The sequence below is a fragment of the Pseudomonas sp. AC016 genome (assembly GCF_979253365.1).
The window spans coordinates 2,028,511-2,046,308 of sequence record NZ_CEEDCC010000001.1; the positions used below are offsets into that span (position 1 = coordinate 2,028,511).

At 58.8% G+C, this 17,798-nt stretch carries 13 protein-coding genes; 10 read left to right on the forward strand and 3 right to left on the reverse strand.

What is annotated here, in order from left to right; translation table 11 throughout:
- Positions 1–118: 118 nt before the first annotated feature.
- From AC0IXS_RS08995 to AC0IXS_RS09005, 3 genes are all read right to left on the reverse strand, one after another.
- Entirely contained in the window at positions 119–970 is an 852-nt protein-coding gene (locus AC0IXS_RS08995) for an ATPase (protein WP_025996361.1), read from the reverse strand.
- A gap of 85 nt (positions 971–1,055) precedes the next feature.
- Positions 1,056–2,048: an NAD-dependent epimerase/dehydratase family protein gene (locus AC0IXS_RS09000; RefSeq protein ID WP_004881447.1), complete on the reverse strand. Its 993-nt coding sequence runs from the start codon at positions 2,046–2,048 to the stop codon at positions 1,056–1,058.
- Positions 2,049–2,124: 76 nt separating this feature from the next.
- The gene (locus AC0IXS_RS09005) at positions 2,125–3,024 is read right to left on the reverse strand and encodes a LysR family transcriptional regulator ArgP (RefSeq protein ID WP_122669045.1); all 900 of its coding nucleotides are present in this window, start codon (positions 3,022–3,024) and stop codon (positions 2,125–2,127) included.
- A gap of 94 nt (positions 3,025–3,118) precedes the next feature.
- Here AC0IXS_RS09005 and AC0IXS_RS09010 point away from each other — a divergent pair, with 94 nt between their 5' ends.
- The 10 genes from AC0IXS_RS09010 to AC0IXS_RS09055 all read left to right on the forward strand — a co-directional run bounded on the left by AC0IXS_RS09010 (position 3,119) and on the right by AC0IXS_RS09055 (position 17,790).
- Positions 3,119–3,721 carry a LysE/ArgO family amino acid transporter gene (locus AC0IXS_RS09010; RefSeq protein WP_057408205.1) on the forward strand — a complete coding sequence of 201 codons (603 nt, stop codon included), beginning with the start codon at positions 3,119–3,121 and terminating at the stop codon, positions 3,719–3,721.
- A gap of 193 nt (positions 3,722–3,914) precedes the next feature.
- The gene (locus AC0IXS_RS09015) at positions 3,915–4,496 is read left to right on the forward strand and encodes a superoxide dismutase (protein WP_025996364.1); all 582 of its coding nucleotides are present in this window, start codon (positions 3,915–3,917) and stop codon (positions 4,494–4,496) included.
- Between the two features lie 385 nt (positions 4,497–4,881).
- Positions 4,882–6,933: a putative bifunctional diguanylate cyclase/phosphodiesterase gene (locus AC0IXS_RS09020; RefSeq protein WP_057408206.1), complete on the forward strand. Its 2,052-nt coding sequence runs from the start codon at positions 4,882–4,884 to the stop codon at positions 6,931–6,933.
- 194 nt (positions 6,934–7,127) lie between these two features.
- Positions 7,128–8,486 carry an imelysin family protein gene (locus AC0IXS_RS09025; protein ID WP_025996365.1) on the forward strand — a complete coding sequence of 453 codons (1,359 nt, stop codon included), beginning with the start codon at positions 7,128–7,130 and terminating at the stop codon, positions 8,484–8,486.
- Between the two features lie 199 nt (positions 8,487–8,685).
- Positions 8,686–9,570, forward strand: coding sequence for a DUF4123 domain-containing protein (locus AC0IXS_RS09030; protein WP_122669047.1), 885 nt, complete (start codon positions 8,686–8,688; stop codon positions 9,568–9,570).
- Positions 9,567–13,046 carry a toxin VasX gene (locus AC0IXS_RS09035; protein WP_471824424.1) on the forward strand — a complete coding sequence of 1,160 codons (3,480 nt, stop codon included), beginning with the start codon at positions 9,567–9,569 and terminating at the stop codon, positions 13,044–13,046. Before AC0IXS_RS09030 ends, AC0IXS_RS09035 begins: the two co-directional genes overlap by 4 nt.
- Positions 13,036–14,091: a DUF6708 domain-containing protein gene (locus AC0IXS_RS09040; protein WP_471824426.1), complete on the forward strand. Its 1,056-nt coding sequence runs from the start codon at positions 13,036–13,038 to the stop codon at positions 14,089–14,091. Before AC0IXS_RS09035 ends, AC0IXS_RS09040 begins: the two co-directional genes overlap by 11 nt.
- Positions 14,084–15,160: a DUF6708 domain-containing protein gene (locus tag AC0IXS_RS09045; RefSeq protein WP_471824427.1), complete on the forward strand. Its 1,077-nt coding sequence runs from the start codon at positions 14,084–14,086 to the stop codon at positions 15,158–15,160. Before AC0IXS_RS09040 ends, AC0IXS_RS09045 begins: the two co-directional genes overlap by 8 nt.
- Before the next feature lie 103 nt (positions 15,161–15,263).
- On the forward strand, positions 15,264–16,691 hold the full coding sequence (locus AC0IXS_RS09050) for a di-heme oxidoreductase family protein (protein WP_122420844.1): 1,428 nt from the start codon (positions 15,264–15,266) through the stop codon (positions 16,689–16,691).
- 34 nt (positions 16,692–16,725) lie between these two features.
- Positions 16,726–17,790 (forward strand): imelysin family protein, encoded by a 1,065-nt coding sequence (locus AC0IXS_RS09055; RefSeq protein ID WP_004881463.1) that lies wholly within the window; start codon positions 16,726–16,728, stop codon positions 17,788–17,790.
- The last annotated feature ends 8 nt before the right edge of the window (positions 17,791–17,798 follow it).

The window sequence follows — 17,798 nt, forward strand, 5'->3', positions numbered from 1 at the left end:
GCAAGGGTAAAGGGGCCTCTTGCTGGCGATTCCATATTTATTTAGGGAGCAGGATTTTTTTGTACGGAAGAATAAAAACGCCACCGACCGCTCATACGGCGGCCGGTGGCGCATGGCTTCAACGACGGGCGTTGAGCTGTTGTGACAGGTTCTGGATCTGGCTGGTCAGGGTATTGATGTTGCGCGTCACCTGAGCACGAAAGGCATCGAACTCGGCGGTATTGCCCGCAGCCGCAGGGGCCGGGCGATTCTCCTGTTCGCTCTTGAGCACGATAAGGTCCTGTTCGAGCCGCTCGACGGCGGCGGAAGGATTGCCCTGTTTCTTCAGGGTCGCGACATCGGCGGCCAGACTCTTGAGCTGGGTGTCCAGCTTGCCCTGATCCGCCTGCGCGGTTTTCAGGTCAGGCAAGGCGGCCTTAAGCGCGGTCAGCTCGGTGACCACGCCCTTGAGCTGTTCCTGCAGTTGAGCGTTTTCGGTCTGCTGCTGCGTGGTTTGCGCAGCCATCTGTTCCAATCGCTTGTCGAGGCTGCTTTGCTGGCCCTCAACGCCTTCGCGCTGCTTGTCCTGATCTTCCAGTTGCGCTTCCAGCAGCTTGATCCGCTGCTTGAGCGCTTCGCCGTCGCTGGAAAGCGATTCTGTCGCCACGACCTTGCCGGAAATATCCTGCAGGCGCCCCGCCGCTTCCTCACTGATGCGCGCAAAGCTTTCCTGCGTCGCGACCAGTTGCTGTTCCATCAGCGAAACCTGCTGAAAGCTCCACCAACCCAGGCCGCAGAAGGCAATGAACAACGCGCCGACCAACGCCCAGAGCGGACCGGTGCTCGGTCCCTTGACCTTGACCACTGGCGTTGTGCGCGAGTAGACCGTCGTGCGCTCGCGTGCGCCTTTTTCCGGCACGAAATCATCATCGTCGTCTTTGGCACTGAGGCTTGGGACGTCATCGATGTCGTCATATGGATCGTTACGCATGAGCAACCCTTCAAGAAGCTGTTGAAACCAAAGCTGGCGAGTATACCAAGGGCACCTGATGATATTTCAATGTGCCACTACCGACTCAGCTCGATTGTTGGGCTTTCCACCAGCCGCAGAACTCGTCCAGCGCAGCCCAGAGACTGACACGTGGCTGATAGTCCAGATAATGCATGGCACGGCTGATATCAAGCGTGAAGTCCTTGTTCATGACCTGCATTCCAAGACGCGACAGCGTGGGTTCAGGTCGCCCCGGCCACAGCATGCAGGCCCCTTCATTGATCGCGGCAGCGGTATAAGCCAGTCCGTATGAACGATAACGGGTGACCTGAGGCAACTGCATCTGCCGCATCACGTAATTGATGGCGTCCCACAACGGCACCGGCGCGCCGTTGCTGATGTTGTAGGCCTTGCCCAGCGCAGAACCGGTGGCCAGCAGACTGCTTAACATGGCCTCGTTAAGATTCTGCATGCTGGTGAAGTCCACTTTGTTCAAACCGTTGCCGACGATGGACAGACGCTTCTTCTGTTGCATGCGCAGCAGGCGCGGAAAAATGCTGTTGTCGCCCGCCCCTGTAACAAAGCGGGGCCGCAGGGCGATGACTTCCAGCCCGAACTCCTGCGCGCCGAATACTTTCTGCTCGGCCAGGTACTTGCTCGCGGCGTAATGGTTGTGGAAACGCTTGGGGACCTGCTCTTCCTTGATGCCCTGGCGCGAATGACCGTCGAAATAGATCGAAGGCGACGAAAGATGGACCAGTCTCGGCACCCTTTGTTTCAGACAGCCCTCGACAATGTTTTCGGTGACTTGCACGTTGCCCAGCATGAAATCCTGACGCCGCCCCCACACACCGACAGAACCTGCGCAGTGCACCACAGCGTCCACGTCATCGCACAACGCCCGGACCAGTTGCGGGTCGGTCAGGTCGCCCTGCACGAACTCGGCACCCCGTCTGACCAGATGTTCGACGCCTTCGGCTCGGCGACCATTGATCCGCACGCTCATGCCCTGCTCCAGGGCGAAACGCGCGAAGCGTCCACCGATGAAGCCGCTTGCGCCGGTAACCAGAATCTTCATTTACCGCTCCATTGACGCGTCTGCGGGACAGGACAAACCCTACCCGCATTGTTTTCATATATGAACGTGTTGACGCTCACTTGCCGCCAGGCGGCACCAGCCAGCGACCCGACTTTTGTGCCAGATGCTCGGTCAGGCGACTCAGCAACTGGCCGCCGTTGCGCCAGTGATGCCAGTAAAGCGGCACATCGATGTAGCGGGCGGGCAGCAGTTCGCGCAGTACACCGCTGCGTATTTGCTCGCTGACCTGCAATTCAGGTACCAACCCCCAGCCAAGTCCGGCCTCGATCATGCGCATGAAGCCTTCGGATGAAGGGCACAGATGATGCTTGAAACCGCCCTCGACCCCAAGCAAAGCCAGATAGCGGTGCTGCAGAAAGTCATCGGGGCCGAAGACCAGCGCCGCCGAGCGCGCCAGTTTCTCAGGACTTACGCCATCGGCAAAATGCCGGTCGATGAACGAGGGCGACGCCAGGGCACGGTAGCGCATGGCACCCAGCAACTGACTGCGTGCGCCGGCCACCGGCCGTTCGCTGCCACACAGACACGCTGCCACCTCGCCTGCACGCATGCGCTTGAGTCCGACGTCCTGATCCTCGACCACCATGTCCAGCAGCAGATGATGCTCGGCGCAGAAATCCCCGACCGCCTGCGCCCACCACGTGGCAAGGCTGTCGGCGTTCAGGGCGATACGCAGTCGCTCCGGCATGCCTTCCTCGTCCAGCGCGGGCACCTGGCTTTGCAGGTCACGCTCCAGCAGCCGAACCTGTTGCACATGATTGAGCAATCGCCGCCCGATGTCGGTCGGGCTCGGCGGTGTGGCCCGGATCAGCACCGGCTGACCAATGCGCGCCTCCAGCAGTTTGATGCGCTGGGATACGGCCGACTGGGACAAACCCAATACCTGGGCGGCGCGTTCAAACCCGGCCTGCTCGATGACGGCAGCGAGCGCCGATAACAGCTTGTAGTCAAACATCAGCTTTCCTAATGAGTGATCAGGATTATTGGTTTTCCTTATACCGCTTCTGACGCCAGAATCGCCACCTGAACTGACTGCCGGAGCGCATCTGATGTGGCAAAGCTATTTAAACGGGCTGCTCGTGGCTGCGGGCCTGATCATGGCCATCGGCACGCAAAACGCGTTCGTTCTGGCCCAGGGGCTGCGTCGTGAGCACCATGTTCCGGTGGCCTTGGTGTGCATTGTCTGCGACGCCCTGCTGATTGCTGCCGGCGTGTTCGGCCTGGCGAATGTGCTGGCGCAGAACCCTATCCTGCTGGCCGTTGCGCGCTGGGGCGGCGTGGCATTCCTGAGCTGGTATGGCCTGCAGGCCCTGCGTCGCGCCTGTTCATCACAGGGCCTGGAAAACAGCGCCGCCACCGGGACGAAGTCGCGGCGCGCCGTGTTGCTCAGCGCGCTGGCCGTGACCCTGCTCAATCCGCATGTCTATCTGGACACGGTATTGCTGATCGGATCGCTCGGTGCACAGCAGGCCGTACCCGAAGCCTACGTGGTCGGTGCCGCCAGCGCCTCGCTGCTGTGGTTCTCGTGCCTTGCCATCGGCGCAGCCTGGCTCGCGCCCTGGCTGGCCCGACCTGCAACCTGGCGACTGCTGGACGTCATGGTCGCGGTGATGATGTTTACCGTTGCCGTGCAGTTGATTCGTAGCGCTTGAGTGATTTTCATGGCCATTGGGTCGACAACGCTGGAACCTCTTTCCCACACAGTTGTTGCGTGGTTATGCCGCAGGGCCGGTGCTATAGTCCGGGGTCTGCGCCGCAAAAGAGTAAAACTCCCGGTGCATGCTGTATCCGGCCGCCCGTGATCGGCCGTGCGATAACCGCAAATGACCTGAAAGGAGATAAACCATGGCTTTTGAATTGCCGCCACTGCCTTATGCCCACGATGCTCTGCAGCCGCACATTTCCAGGGAAACGCTGGAATATCACCACGACAAGCACCACAACACCTACGTCGTGAACCTGAACAACCTGGTGCCAGGCACCGAGTTCGAAGGCAAGACTCTGGAAGAAATCGTCAAGACCTCCTCGGGTGGCATCTTCAACAACGCCGCTCAGGTCTGGAACCACACCTTCTACTGGGAATGCCTGTCGCCTAACGGTGGCGGTGAGCCTACCGGCCCGCTGGCTGACGCAATCAACACTGCGTTCGGTTCGTTCGACAAGTTCAAGGAAGAGTTCAGCAAGACTTCCATCGGCACCTTCGGCTCCGGCTGGGGCTGGCTGGTGAAGAAAGCTGACGGCTCCCTGGCGCTGGCCAGCACCATTGGTGCGGGCAACCCGATGACCAGCGGTGACAAGCCTTTGCTGACCTGCGACGTCTGGGAACACGCCTACTACATCGACTACCGCAATGTGCGTCCGAAGTACGTAGAAGCGTTCTGGAACCTGGTGAACTGGGACTTCGTGGCCAAGCAATACGCCGCCTGATTTCCAGCGTCATCAAGAACCCGGCCTTGCGCCGGGTTTTTTATTGCCTGCATTCGGCACGCGTGTGACAGGAGGCAAGCCCCTCAATATCGTGAAGGCACCGCGAATGTGTCACTCAAATGCGTGAATATGGCGGTTTTTCATGTACAACTGTAACGTCATGTATTGCCAGAAAACGTTAGCTGACTAATATCACGCAACAGTTCTTTTACAGCGTTACGCTCAAGTTACAAGCGCAGCCGCCCGACACACTAGGATTGCACGAGTCCGTGGGTCCCAGGCAGCGGCGCAGAAAAGAGGGATCAACCGGGCTCGACCGTCTCGATCATCCGTTTTTCGAGGGTGACAGGGCGATACGCCTGCGACTTGGATTAAGGAACGGCCATTGAAGCTGGAACTCAAGAACAGCTTGTCGGTGAAGTTGCTGCGCGTGGTGCTGCTGTCGGCGTTTTTCGTCGGCGTGGTATTGAGCTGCGCGCAGATCGTCTACGACGCCTACAAAACCCGCCAGGCAGTGGTGAGCGACGCCGAACGCATACTGGACATGTTCAGGGACCCCTCCACTCAGGCGGTCTACAGCCTGGACCGGGAAATGGGCATGCAGGTCATCGAAGGCCTGTTTCAGGACAATGCCGTGCGCATGGCCTCCATCGGACATCCGAACGAAACCCTGCTGGCCGAAAAAGACCGACCGCTTAAAACCTCTTCAACGCGCTGGCTCACGGATCTCATTCTGGGTCAGGAGCGCAGCTTTACCACGCAATTGGTCGGACGCAGCCCGTACAGTGAATACTACGGCGATCTGCGCATCACACTGGACACCGCCAACTACGGCGAAGGCTTCATCATCAATGCCGTGATCATTTTTATCTCCGGCGTGCTGCGGGCGCTGGCGATGGGTCTCGTGTTGTACCTGGTCTATCACTGGCTGCTGACCAAGCCGCTGTCTCGAATCATCGAACACCTGACCGCCATCAACCCTGATCGCCCCAGCGAGCATCAGCTGCCCCTGCTCAAGGGTCATGAAAAGAACGAGCTGGGTATCTGGGTCAATACGGCCAACCAGTTGCTCGCCTCCATCGAACGTAATACCTACCTGCGCCACGAAGCCGAAAACAACCTGCAACGCATGGCGCAATACGATTTCCTGACCGGCCTTCCCAACCGGGTGCAGTTGCAGATGAGCCTGGAGAAGATTCTGGAGAACGCCGGGCGGCAACAGCATCGGGTCGCTGTGCTGTGTGTCGGCCTCGATGACTTCAAGGGCATCAACGAGCAGTTCAGTTATCAGGCGGGCGATCAGCTGCTACTGGCCCTGGCGGACCGGTTGCGCGCCCACAGCGGTCGACTGGGAGCCTTGGCACGTCTGGGTGGTGATCAGTTTGCGCTGGTCCAGGCGGACATCGCAGAGCCTTACGAAGCGGCCGAGCTGGCGCAGAACGTACTGGATGAACTCGAGGCCCCCTTCACCGTGGATGGCCAGTCCATTCGGCTGCGCGCAACCATCGGTATCACGCTGTTCCCGGAGGATGGCGACAGCCCCGAGAAGCTGCTGCAAAAGGCCGAGCAGACCATGACCCTGGCCAAGGCCAGATCGCGCAATCGCTATCAGTTCTACATCGCCAGCGTCGACTGCGAGATGCGTCGGCGCCGCGAACTGGAAAAGGACCTGCGCGAAGCCCTGCCGCGCAATCAGCTGTACATGGTCTATCAGCCACAGATCAGCTATCGCGACCATCAGATCGTCGGCGTGGAAGCACTGATCCGCTGGCAGCACCCCGAGCACGGCCTGGTGCCGCCAGACGTGTTCATTCCGCTGGCCGAACAGAACGGCACCATCATTGCGCTGGGTGAATGGGTGCTGGACCAGGCCTGTCGGCAGTTGCGCGAATGGCACGATCAGGGCTTCACGGATCTGCGTATGGCCGTCAACCTCTCCACCGTGCAGCTACACCACGCCGAGTTGCCCCGCGTGGTGAACAACCTGTTGCAGATCTACCGCCTGCCACCCCGCAGCCTTGAGCTGGAAGTGACCGAAACCGGGTTGATGGAGGACATCACCACGGCTGCCCAGCATCTGCTCAGCCTGCGTCGCTCCGGAGCATTGATTGCGATTGATGACTTCGGCACGGGTTACTCCTCCCTGAGCTACCTGAAAAGCCTGCCGCTGGACAAGATCAAGATCGACAAGAGTTTCGTCCAGGACCTGATCGACGATGATGACGACGCAACCATCGTGCGTGCGATCATTCAACTGGGTAAGAGTCTGGGCATGCAGGTCATTGCCGAAGGCGTCGAAACGGTCGAGCAGGAAGCCTATGTGATCTCTGAAGGCTGCCATGAAGGCCAGGGCTATTTCTACAGCAAGCCGCTGCCCGCACGCGAGTTGCTGGCGTTCCTGAAGCTGGATCAGCGCAACAATGCCGCCATTCTCTGAACCGGCCTCACACCGCTGCACGCCCGAATAAAGCTGTCCTCGTAATATCCCGAAACCGACTGTTACAAGCTCTCGGGTAGCTGTTCGCGACTCGACAGGCGTTTTGCCTTTACATCGAATGCAAATCTTTCGCATTATGTCGCAGATTTTCTGGGCGCTCTGCGCCTTCACCCCTATGAACGCAGGATTCCGTCATGATTCGTATGCCTTTGGCAACCGCCAGTCTCTTGGCCATCGCTATCTCTCTCGCCGGTTGTGGCGAAGGCAAGGACAAGGCTGCAACTCCACCGGCCGCGGCTGCGCCTGCTGCTCCGGCCGCCGCGCCAGCACCGGCTGCACCCGCCACGCCTGCCGCAGCCCAGACCGATGACGCCGCCGCCAAGGCTGTGGTCGCCAACTACGCGAACATGGTTTCCGCTGTTTTCAGCGATGCCGAAGCCGGTGCCAAAAAACTGAGCACTGCGGTTGATGCGTTCCTGGCCAAGCCGAACGACGAAACCCTCAAGGCCGCTCGCGACGCCTGGGTTGCCGCACGTGTTCCTTACATGCAGAGCGAAGTGTTCCGCTTCGGCAACACCATCATCGACGACTGGGAAGGACAGGTTAACGCCTGGCCGCTGGACGAAGGCCTGATCGACTACGTTGCCAAGGACTACCAGCACGCACTGGGCAACCCTGGCGCAACCGCCAATATCATCGCCAACACTGAAATCCAGGTGGGCGAAGACAAGGTCGACGTCAAGCAGATCACTTCAGAGAAACTCGCCAGCCTGAATGAACTGGGCGGTTCCGAAGCCAACGTTGCCACCGGCTACCACGCCATCGAATTCCTGCTGTGGGGCCAGGACCTGAACGGTACCGGCCCTGGTGCCGGCAACCGTCCAGCCAGCGATTACCTGGAAGGCGCTGGCGCAACCGGCGGCCACAATGACCGTCGTCGTGCCTACCTGAAAGCCGTTACCGACCTGCTGGTCAGCGACCTGGAAGAAATGTCCGGCAACTGGAAAGCCGGCGTTGCCGACAACTACCGCGCCACGCTGGAAGCCGAATCCGGCGTCGACGGTCTGCGCAAGATGCTGTTCGGCATGGGCAGCCTGTCACTGGGCGAACTGGCGGGCGAGCGCATGAAAGTGGCGCTGGAAGCCAACTCCAGCGAAGACGAACACGACTGCTTCAGCGACAACACGCACAACTCGCACTTCTACAACGGCAAGGGCATTCGCAACGTTTACCTGGGCGAATACACCCGCACCGACGGCACCAGGATCAGCGGCCCGAGTCTGTCGTCGCTGGTGGCCAAGGTAGACCCTGCGACCGACGCCACCCTGCGCGCCGACCTGGACGATACCCAGGCCAAGCTGCAGGTCATCGTCGACCATGCCAACAAGGGCGAGCACTTCGATCAACTGATCGCAGCGGGCAACACGGCTGGCAATCAGGTTGTTCGTGACGCCATCGCCGCACTGGTCAAGCAGACCGGCGCTATCGAGCAGGCCGCAGGCAAGCTGGGCATCACCGATCTGAACCCGGACAACGCTGACCACGAGTTCTGATCCACCGTCGCTGTCTGTATGTACCCAAATGCCGGTCTTGCTGACCGGCATTTTTTTGTCTGGATGACACGATTTGCATGACCTGCCAGTGACTTTTCAGCGCTGCCTGTAGGGCCTTTCCCAAACCCCTTCCAGCGTATTGATTGCACCTCTTGCACCACCGACTATCCGCGCCTCATGCCCTCTTCAAGGCGCGCTCATGCCCGAGTTTGAAACCGGTCCCCACGACCTGCCGTGGTCGAAAAATGCCTATCTGCTGCTCAACCCCATGAGCGTTCCGAACCTGAACAGGAGGATCGCCGAGTGGGAGCTGAGCGGGGTCCGCACGATGCTGTTTTTGCAGACCCGGCTCAGCGAGAGCCTGGATGTCTCTCCTGCGCTGATTCAACTGGAGGATCCCTATGATCCGATGCTCGCGCGCTTTCTCGACCATGCGCGCGAGGAATGGGGGCTATTGCTGTTTAGCCCGGCAGACCGGAAAACCGTCATCGACCATTTGCGCTGGCTGATGTTTGTCGAGATGCCGACAGGCCAGACCTGCTACATGAACCTTTCGGACACGTCACTGGCCAACGCCCTGTTCGGCATGCATCCGGGGCACTTCGACAATCGCCTGTTCGGCCCTATCGATTATGTCTACGCACCCGACAGGATGACCGAACAGTGGGGCAGTCACGAACGCATCGGCGAATCGATGTCCCATGATCCGAAAATCCCTTATCGCTTGAGCGCCGAGCAGATCGATGCGTTGGGCGACGTCATGTTTCGCCTGACCGTCGTCAACCTCGATCAGCATCTGCGCCGCTTCTTTCCGGATTACCTGCCCGACGTGTCATTGAAGACGCGCTACGAACAGGTGCACAGGCTGGCCAGCACTGCCTACGAACAAGGCTTCAAGAGTGAAGCCGACATCTTCCATTACGCCAACGTCGTCCTCTTTCTCGCCGATCAGCCTGAGGATGCTCATCCGGAGATCAGGGCACTGCTGCGCGACACCTCTGAGTTGACCCCCTCACAGCGCATCGAGCGGGCCCACTGGCTCGTGGTGCTGGACGCCCGGCAGCAGGAAGGAGCATCGCAATGAACTCGCAAGACAATCCAAAAACACTGCCTGCCAAGGACAAGGCCTACTGGGAATCCAGGGCCAGGGAACATGTCGATTCGCACAGTAGACCGAACACCTGCCCTGCCCCCACCAACAACATCCAGTTGCTTCCACTGCGCTACGGACGGGTGGAACGGCTTGGCAGCAAACCGGATTCGAAAATTTACGCGCGCCTCAAACGCCCCTTGGGTCTGCGTCTGCTTCGGGACGGCTACCTGTATGTGATCGAAGAACGCAGCGGCTACCTGCATGAATACCGAGTTGAAAACGGCGTCCCGAGCAAGCTGCTCTGGAAAGGCGCGGAGGTTGTTCAGGACATTCGGCAGAACAGCACGGGAGAACACGCGCTGGTCTTCCCAAACGACAGCATCCTGCATGTTGCCTACTCGGAACTGCAATGGACCGCAGCCAAATGTGCCCAGGCGCTTGGCAACGCTGCGGATCGTTTCTACTTCATGCAAAAAGTCGATCTGGCAAAGGCTGACTGCCTGAAAGGCGGCGTCCACCTGAAGGTCCAGAAGCAGGTCAGTGAGCAGCTCGCCGAACTGGCCGAGCAGCCTGCGCAGCAATGCGCCACACCCGATATCTCGCAGGCAGAACAGCAGGATTACGTCTGGGAGCATCAGCCTCTGTTTCGCGAAGCCCACATTGGCGAGTTCAAGCACTTGATCAAGCCGCTGCACGAGAAAAGCCATCTGTATCTGGTGCTAGACGACAGCATCGGCATCCTGCGCGATCTGGCCGAAGAGCAGGACACCGTAGTCGGCTGGATAGAAGAATGGCGTGAGCGAAACAACAACGAAACCCGCTTTCTCACTGCCACCTACATCGACACGCTGGTGACCGTGGGCGACACCAATGCCCGTCAGGTAAATCCCGATTCAAAACTGCTCAAGAAGACCACGCCGCAGCAGCGCTCGCGCATCTACGACTTCATTAACGCCCGTAACCAGTGGCGCCGTGAAGACCGTTTGGGGCCAGAGCCCTCCAGGACACCCGACGGCCACTATGCCTACAGGAGAGGCGCCGATTACAACGAGCGCTTTCAACAGCGGTTTGCCAGGCTGGACATGGAAAACAAACAGGCGCAGATGAGATCGGCGCTGGGCGAAAAGCTCCATGAGGAGCTCGAAGAGGATATCGAAGCGCTGGATAAAAACAGTCAGGGTACGCTGAACGGTGTGGGGCTGGGTTCCCGGGGCATCAACGATCTCGTTCGTCATGACGAGATGCAAAGCTACCTGAATCAGGAGCGTTCGCACCTCAGGCGCTGGACCCAGCGACTGGATGACATCACTCATGACCGGATCAGCCTGTTCACCCAGAGCGAACTCTACCGAAGCGCCTGGTACTTCGACCCGGACCATCCTGACCAGCTGAAAAGCGCACTGGCCATGGAGCTCAACTGCACCCGCGACCTGTGCCGCACGGAAGAAAGCCTGCAAAGGGTCAGCGACTATTTTCACGACAACCCGCATTACGTCCTGCCGGTGTTTTATGGACGCCTGAATCTGGAATTCCTGCGCTCCAAATCGAGCGACCTGATCAAACTGCTGGATGGCATCAAAAACTTTGGCGCAGCGCTTGCCGATGCTCAGGACCGTATCACCAAGGTCAGCCATGTCATGGGCCATCACTGGACCCTGAGCCTGAATCTGCCTGAAGCCGCACGCCCGCTGCATCAGGCGGTCATCGCCAGCTACATACCGTCCATCGCCCTGCGTATGGAGCAGTGGCTGCGGGATATGCACAGCAAACTGAACGACACGGAAGTGCGTCAGCACCTGAACACATTTTTGAAGCAGAACAATCGGGCGCAGCGCCTGGGCGCGCTGGTGGCCATGCAGCAGGAAGCCGTCACGCTGAACGTTGCCAACGAAACCGATGTGCAGAAATACCGCGACGCGTTCGTGCGCCTGAACCACCTGATCGAGGCCGAGAACGATCTGATCCGCGAGCGAACCCGTCTGAGCAAACTGAGCAATAAACGCTCGCTGACGCCGAACCAACGCACTGAGCTGATGTACGACAAACAGTACATCCAGCAACAGTTGCTGCAGACGCGCAACCAGCTGGCCGCCGTACGCCGCGAACTGGAGACCGCCATCACCCCTACCGGCAGACCCATCAATGGAGCCATCGGGGTGAAGTTGAACATCAGCGACGCGCAGTTGCGAGTTCTGGAAGACGAAATTGCGCGTTATCGGGCTGGCGCGGCAAGGGGGTACGGGACGCAGGGGGCTGTCGGGAGCGCGTTCAAAGGCAGCTTGTTTCCGTTGCTGGCGATGATGTTGCAGATCGGGAATTTGGGGGATGCTTGGGATGTTTGGGAGAGAGCGGAGGGGGATAGGTCTTTAAGAGAGGTGGTGATAATAGTCGGAGCTCTGCTATCCCCTTTAGCAGCAGCGCTTTCAGTTTATCAATCCGCACATATCGCGATTGTCGACAACGCACTACGTGCGCTGCCAACTACCCCAGCAGGAACGAGGGGAGGATTGTTTGCCGTACGACTGGGAAAACTAGGGTTGGGTTTGGGGGCGTTCATAGTGCCATTCAGCCTTATCGGTGCTGTAGGAACAACCTTGAACAACTGGGAAAAATGGAATACGGCACTCAGCGCTGGCACCACAGGTGAAAAGCTCGGTGCCGGAACGGCATGGATGGGCGATATCGGATCTACCGTTGTTACTGCAGCAGTGACTGGCAACGCCGGCATTGAATTATATGGCCTACTTAGAGAGATCAGAGCAGCACCTGTAGCAGAGCGAAAACTGGTCGCCAACATGGCCTGGGCAACCCGAGGCGCACGCTTCCTGCGATTTTGGATGAACATGACCCCTTGGGCGCTTATTTCAGCCGCGTTGCAATTAGGCGGCGAGACGCTTTACAACTATTTCAATCTTGATGACCAACAGAGGTGGTTGCTCGGCTCTCTCTGGGGCAAAGAGCCTCAGGGCTGGGATTGGCCCGCTCATGCGCAAAAGCTCGCTGAGGCTAACTTACGCCCCACTTTCATCGACAAAGGCATGATTCGTCGTGAGATTGATGGCGAATCTGTGCGTAGCCTGCAGTTGGTATTGCCCGGTCTGACTTGGGCCAGCTTCGACGACACTTCATTACGATGGTCGGCCGAGTTGCGTAACCTGTCCGATAAACAAGATGTCAGCGAGGTCCTTCGCCAAGGGCTCTCGATAGTCGCAGTATCTCCCTTGATTCTTGCACTGGAAGTTCCGAATAGCTGGCAAAGCCATCACGCGCAGCTGGTTGTGCGTGTGGCGGTCAAACCTGCACTGGTAACAACTTACCTGAAAGCCGATGAAGGCTACCTGACTTACCGCATTCCGCTTGGCATGGACATCGTGAGCAAACCTGTCAACGCATCGATCGACGAAACGGTAGAGAACCGCCAACTTCCAGCAACACAGATAACAAGGGAACGTTTGAATGACCTCTGACAAATACGACCGACTTCCACAAGTGGGTGACTCGGAAATAGAGCCCGGAACAGAAGTCTTCTACCTTGCGCCACGCCCAGTTCCAACGGGTGTTTCAGCCTTCAGTTCTCGCAGCCTGCACCGGGACGCCAATGACATTTATCTGGACTTCGGACTAGGCGCAGCGACGGTTGAGTTTGCAGTTCGTTGTAGCATTGGCTCAGTTATGTCCATCATAATTTCTTTCATACTGATTTCCATAGGGTTAGGAATTCATGATCACATCGAACATGGAGCTCCAGTTTTTGAAATCTTTCTGACCCTGTTTCTGCCGAACTATTATCTCTGGGGGTTCGCAGGGGGGCTGGCACTCATGTATTTCTGCTGCTTCGTCCACGCCGTCTACCCCCACTCCAGAATCCCCCCCACCCGCTTCAACCGTCAACGCCGCGAAGTCGCCTACGTCGCCAAGCGCGGAGAACCGTCCCGCTTCATCCCATGGGAAGACGTCATCGCCTGCGTCAGCAGCAGCATGGTCGCCACTGAATACGGCACGCAGCAGAAATTCGCCCTGATGATCGGCCTGCGGGACGCGTCGGATGGGCAGGTCGTATGGCTGACCGTGCCGAGCTACACACTGGGCATGGCGGTCGGCGAGTGGGAGGCGATTCGCGCTTACATGGAAGAAGGCCCGAGCGCACTGCCGTTGCCGATGATGGGCGAGAACATGGAGGAAGGCACGGTGGAGTTCTTCCACATGTGCCGCAAGGGCTACCGCTACGATCACTGGTACATACGCTACCTGTTCGGCTTTCTGCTCATCCAGTTCTGCAGCGGCTGGACCCTGCCCTGCCGCATCGCCGCCTGGGTAGAACGCCTGCCGAAGAAAGCCTTTCCCAAGGCCGTGCTCGACTGGTCAAAACCCTTGCCGCCCGAGCAATGGCAACACCCCAGCGACGAGCTGATCGAACAGAGCAAGGCCGTGCGCAAGACGCTTCGTAAAGGACTGACGGTGTTTGATCATTTCGACAGAGTTGCAAAAAACAAGGTCAGCGAAAATGCCTGAGAACAAGTACGACCGGTTGCCACAAGCTGGCGATACGGAGAATGAGTCAGGCACTGAAGTGTTCTACCTTGCACCACGGCCCGTACCAACAGGTGTCGCTGCGTTCAGCTCCCGCAGCCTTCATCAGTACGCTAATGACAATTATCTAGATTTTGGACTGAGTTCAGCGACGGTAGAGTTCGCAGTCCGTTGTTCTATCGGATCCGTCATGTCTGTCCTCATTATCTGGATGACTATAGGTTTTGGGTTGAGCATTGATGGCCATTTCAGATTTGGAAATTCCATTTTTGATTTTTTTGTCAAACTCGTTCTGCTAAACCCTTTTATATGGATATTCGCTGGAGGGTTGGCGCTGATGTATTTCTGCTTCTTCGTGCACGCCATCTACCCAATCTCCACCATTCCACCCACCCGCTTCAACCGCCAACGCCGCGAAGTCGCCTACGTCGCCAGGCGCGGAGAACCGCCCCGCTTCATCCCATGGGAAGACGTCATCGCCTGCGTCAGCAGCAGCATGGTCGCCACCGAATACGGCACGCAGCAGAAATTCGCCCTGATGATCGGCCTGCGGGACGCGTCGGATGGGCAGGTCGTATGGCTGAACTTGCCGAGCTACACACTGGGCATGGCGGTCGGCGAGTGGGAGGCGATTCGCGCTTACATGGAGGAAGGCCCGAGCGCACTGCCGTTGCCGATGATGGGCGAGAACATGGAGGAAGGCACGGTGGAGTTCTTCCACATGTGCCGCAAGGGCTACCGCTACGATCATTGGTACATACGCTATCTGTTCGGCTTTCTGCTCATCCAGTTCTGCAGCGGCTGGACCCTGCCCTGCCGCATCGCCGCCTGGGTAGAACGCCTGCCGAAGAAAGCCTTTCCCAAGGCCGTGCTCGACTGGTCAAAGCCCTTGCCGCCCGAGCAATGGCAACACCCCAGCGACGAGCTGATCGAACAGAGCAAGGCCGTGCGCAAGACGCTTCGTAAAGGGCTGACGGTGTTCGATCATTTCAGTATGCAACCGAAGCCTGACGGGACAGCACGCCCCGTCACTGAACTTGAGAATTCGTAACAACACGTTACCTCAGTGACAGCAAACGATAATCCCTCTTATTCAAACCGCACGAGGCTGATAAGCTTGCACGCCCTGATTTTCGCCTCTTTTTGGGATGTGTATGGCTACGCGGTTTCGTCTGTCTCTTGCGCTGCTCACGACTCTGGTCGTGAGCGCGTGCGATGACGCCCCGCGTTTCACGCACGCCGAACCGGGCGAAGCACTGTCTGGCGGCAGTGCCACCGTCAAAAAAAGTGACCAGAATGCGTTTTCCCTGCCGTCGGCCAATCTGTCGCCGGTACGTCGCCTGGACTTCAGCGTGGGCAACAGCTTCTTTCGTAGCCCTTGGGTCATTGCGCCCTCGACCACCACCGCGCGTGACGGGCTGGGACCATTGTTCAATACCAATGCGTGCCAGAACTGCCACATCAAGGATGGTCGCGGCCATCCGCCTGAAGCCGGAGACACCAATGCCGTGTCGATGCTGGTCAGGCTGTCGATTCCTGACGATCCGGCCTTTGCAGACCTGATACAGCGTAACGGCGTGCTGCCCGAACCGAACTACGGCGGTCAGTTGCAGGACATGGCAAATCCAGGCGTCACGCCAGAAGGCAAGGTTCGCGTGGAGTACGATGCGCTCACGGTCAAGTTCCGGGACGGCACCGCCGTCGAACTGCGCCAGCCTACCTTGCGTATCACCCAACTGGGCTACGGCCCCATGCATCCCGAGACCCATGTTTCGGCAAGGATTGCGCCGCCCATGATCGGCCTCGGTCTGCTGGAGGCAATTGCGGACGAAGCCGTTCTGGCCAACGCCGACCCTGACGACAAGAATGGCGACGGCATCTCGGGGCGGGCCAACTGGGTCTGGGACGACGCGCAGCAAAAAGTCGTCATGGGACGTTTTGGCTGGAAAGCCGGACAACCCAACCTCAATCAGCAAAATGTGCACGCGTTTTCCGGCGACATGGGACTGACCACCAGCCTGCGCCGTTTCGACGATTGCACACCGGCCCAGACCGATTGTCTGGCGGCACCGAACGGGAACGGTCCGGACGGCGAGCCAGAGGTCAGCGATAACATTTTGCGGCTGGTCGAGTTCTACACGCGTAACCTGGGTGTTCCGGCGCGACGTAACGTCGACGACCCGCAGGTGCTGACGGGCAAGAACCTGTTTTTCCAGGCAGGCTGCCAACAGTGCCATGTCCCGTCTTTCAAGACTCGGGCAGACGCCGCCGAGCCTGAACTCGCCAATCAGGAGATTCGGCCTTATACCGATCTGCTGTTGCATGACATGGGCGACGGACTTGCCGATAATCGCACCGAGTTTCAGGCGACCGGCCGCGAGTGGCGCACGCCGCCACTCTGGGGGCTTGGCCTGACCGCTGCGGTCAATGGCCATACGCAAATGCTGCACGACGGTCGCGCGCGTAACGCCCTTGAGGCGATACTCTGGCACGGCGGCGAAGCCCAGGCGGCACAGCGACAGGTATTGGCGTTCAACGCCGAACAGCGCGAGGCGCTGTTGGCCTTTCTAAACTCATTGTGATTTTTTCCTCTTTTTCACGCATAAGGAGCCGGACATGTTCCGACCCAAGTTGTTGCTGACCAGCCTTGCGGCTCTCGCCTTGGGTGCCTGTTCGCCATCCGACCCTCAGGCCGTCACGTCTGCGGCTATCGCCAAACAGGTGATCCTGCCGACTTACAGCCGCTGGGTGGATGCCGACCGTCAACTGGCAAGCAGTGCGCTGGCGTTCTGTCAGGGCAAGACTGATCTGGCAACGGCACGTGCGGACTTCCTGAAAGCGCAGAAAACCTGGGCTGAACTGCAACCGTTGCTGATCGGTCCGCTGGCCGAGGGCAACCGCGCCTGGCAGGTGCAGTTCTGGCCGGACAAAAAGAACCTGGTCGGACGTCAGGTCGAGCAACTGGTGACTGCCCAGCCGCAGATCAACGCAGAAGAGCTGTCCAAGGCCAGTGTCGTGGTCCAGGGCTTGTCCGCTTACGAATACATTCTGTTCGACGCTGAAATCGACATGGCCAATGCCGAGCAGAAGGCCCGGTACTGTCCATTGCTGATGGCCATCGGTGATCGTCAGAAGACCCTGGCCGAAGAAATTCTCAGCCGCTGGAACAGCAACGACGGCATGCTCGCGCAGCTCAGCAAGTTTCCGAATCAGCGTTACGCCGACTCTCACGAAGCCATTGCCGAGCTGCTGCGGGTCCAGGTGACAGCGCTGGACAGCCTCAAGAAAAAGCTCGGTACGCCATTGGGTCGCCAGAGCAAAGGCCAGCCGCAGCCTTTCCAGGCTGATGCATGGCGCAGTAAAGCGTCGCTCAGCAGCCTGGAAGCCAGTCTGGCGAGTGCCGAAACCGTGTGGACCGGGGTCGATAACAAGGGCTTGCGCGGCCTGCTGCCCGCCGAGCAGAAACCGCTGGCTGACAAAATCGATGCGGCTTACGCTGCCAGCCGCAAACTGCTGGCGGAGCTCAAGCCGCCATTGTCCGATTTGCTGGCGACCGAAGCCGGACGCCAGCAACTCAATGCGTTCTACGACAGCCTGAACGCGGTCCATCGTCTGCACGAAGGCGAACTGGCCAAGGCGCTGGGCATTCAGTTGGGTTTCAACGCCAACGACGGCGATTGATCGAGAGG

Excerpts from the sequence above, each read along its gene's own strand:
- AC0IXS_RS08995 (WP_025996361.1), bottom strand. The coding sequence starts at position 970 with ATGCGTAACGATCCATATGACGACATCGATGACGTCCCAAGCCTCAGT.
- AC0IXS_RS09040 (WP_471824426.1), top strand. The coding sequence starts at position 13,036 with ATGACCTCTGACAAATACGACCGACTTCCACAAGTGGGTGACTCGGAA.
- AC0IXS_RS09035 (WP_471824424.1), top strand. The coding sequence starts at position 9,567 with ATGAACTCGCAAGACAATCCAAAAACACTGCCTGCCAAGGACAAGGCC.
- AC0IXS_RS09015 (WP_025996364.1), top strand. The coding sequence starts at position 3,915 with ATGGCTTTTGAATTGCCGCCACTGCCTTATGCCCACGATGCTCTGCAG.
- AC0IXS_RS09010 (WP_057408205.1), top strand. The coding sequence starts at position 3,119 with ATGTGGCAAAGCTATTTAAACGGGCTGCTCGTGGCTGCGGGCCTGATC.
- AC0IXS_RS09005 (WP_122669045.1), bottom strand. The coding sequence starts at position 3,024 with ATGTTTGACTACAAGCTGTTATCGGCGCTCGCTGCCGTCATCGAGCAG.
- AC0IXS_RS09050 (WP_122420844.1), top strand. The coding sequence starts at position 15,264 with ATGGCTACGCGGTTTCGTCTGTCTCTTGCGCTGCTCACGACTCTGGTC.
- AC0IXS_RS09030 (WP_122669047.1), top strand. The coding sequence starts at position 8,686 with ATGCCCGAGTTTGAAACCGGTCCCCACGACCTGCCGTGGTCGAAAAAT.
- AC0IXS_RS09055 (WP_004881463.1), top strand. The coding sequence starts at position 16,726 with ATGTTCCGACCCAAGTTGTTGCTGACCAGCCTTGCGGCTCTCGCCTTG.
- AC0IXS_RS09025 (WP_025996365.1), top strand. The coding sequence starts at position 7,128 with ATGATTCGTATGCCTTTGGCAACCGCCAGTCTCTTGGCCATCGCTATC.
- AC0IXS_RS09000 (WP_004881447.1), bottom strand. The coding sequence starts at position 2,048 with ATGAAGATTCTGGTTACCGGCGCAAGCGGCTTCATCGGTGGACGCTTC.
- AC0IXS_RS09045 (WP_471824427.1), top strand. The coding sequence starts at position 14,084 with ATGCCTGAGAACAAGTACGACCGGTTGCCACAAGCTGGCGATACGGAG.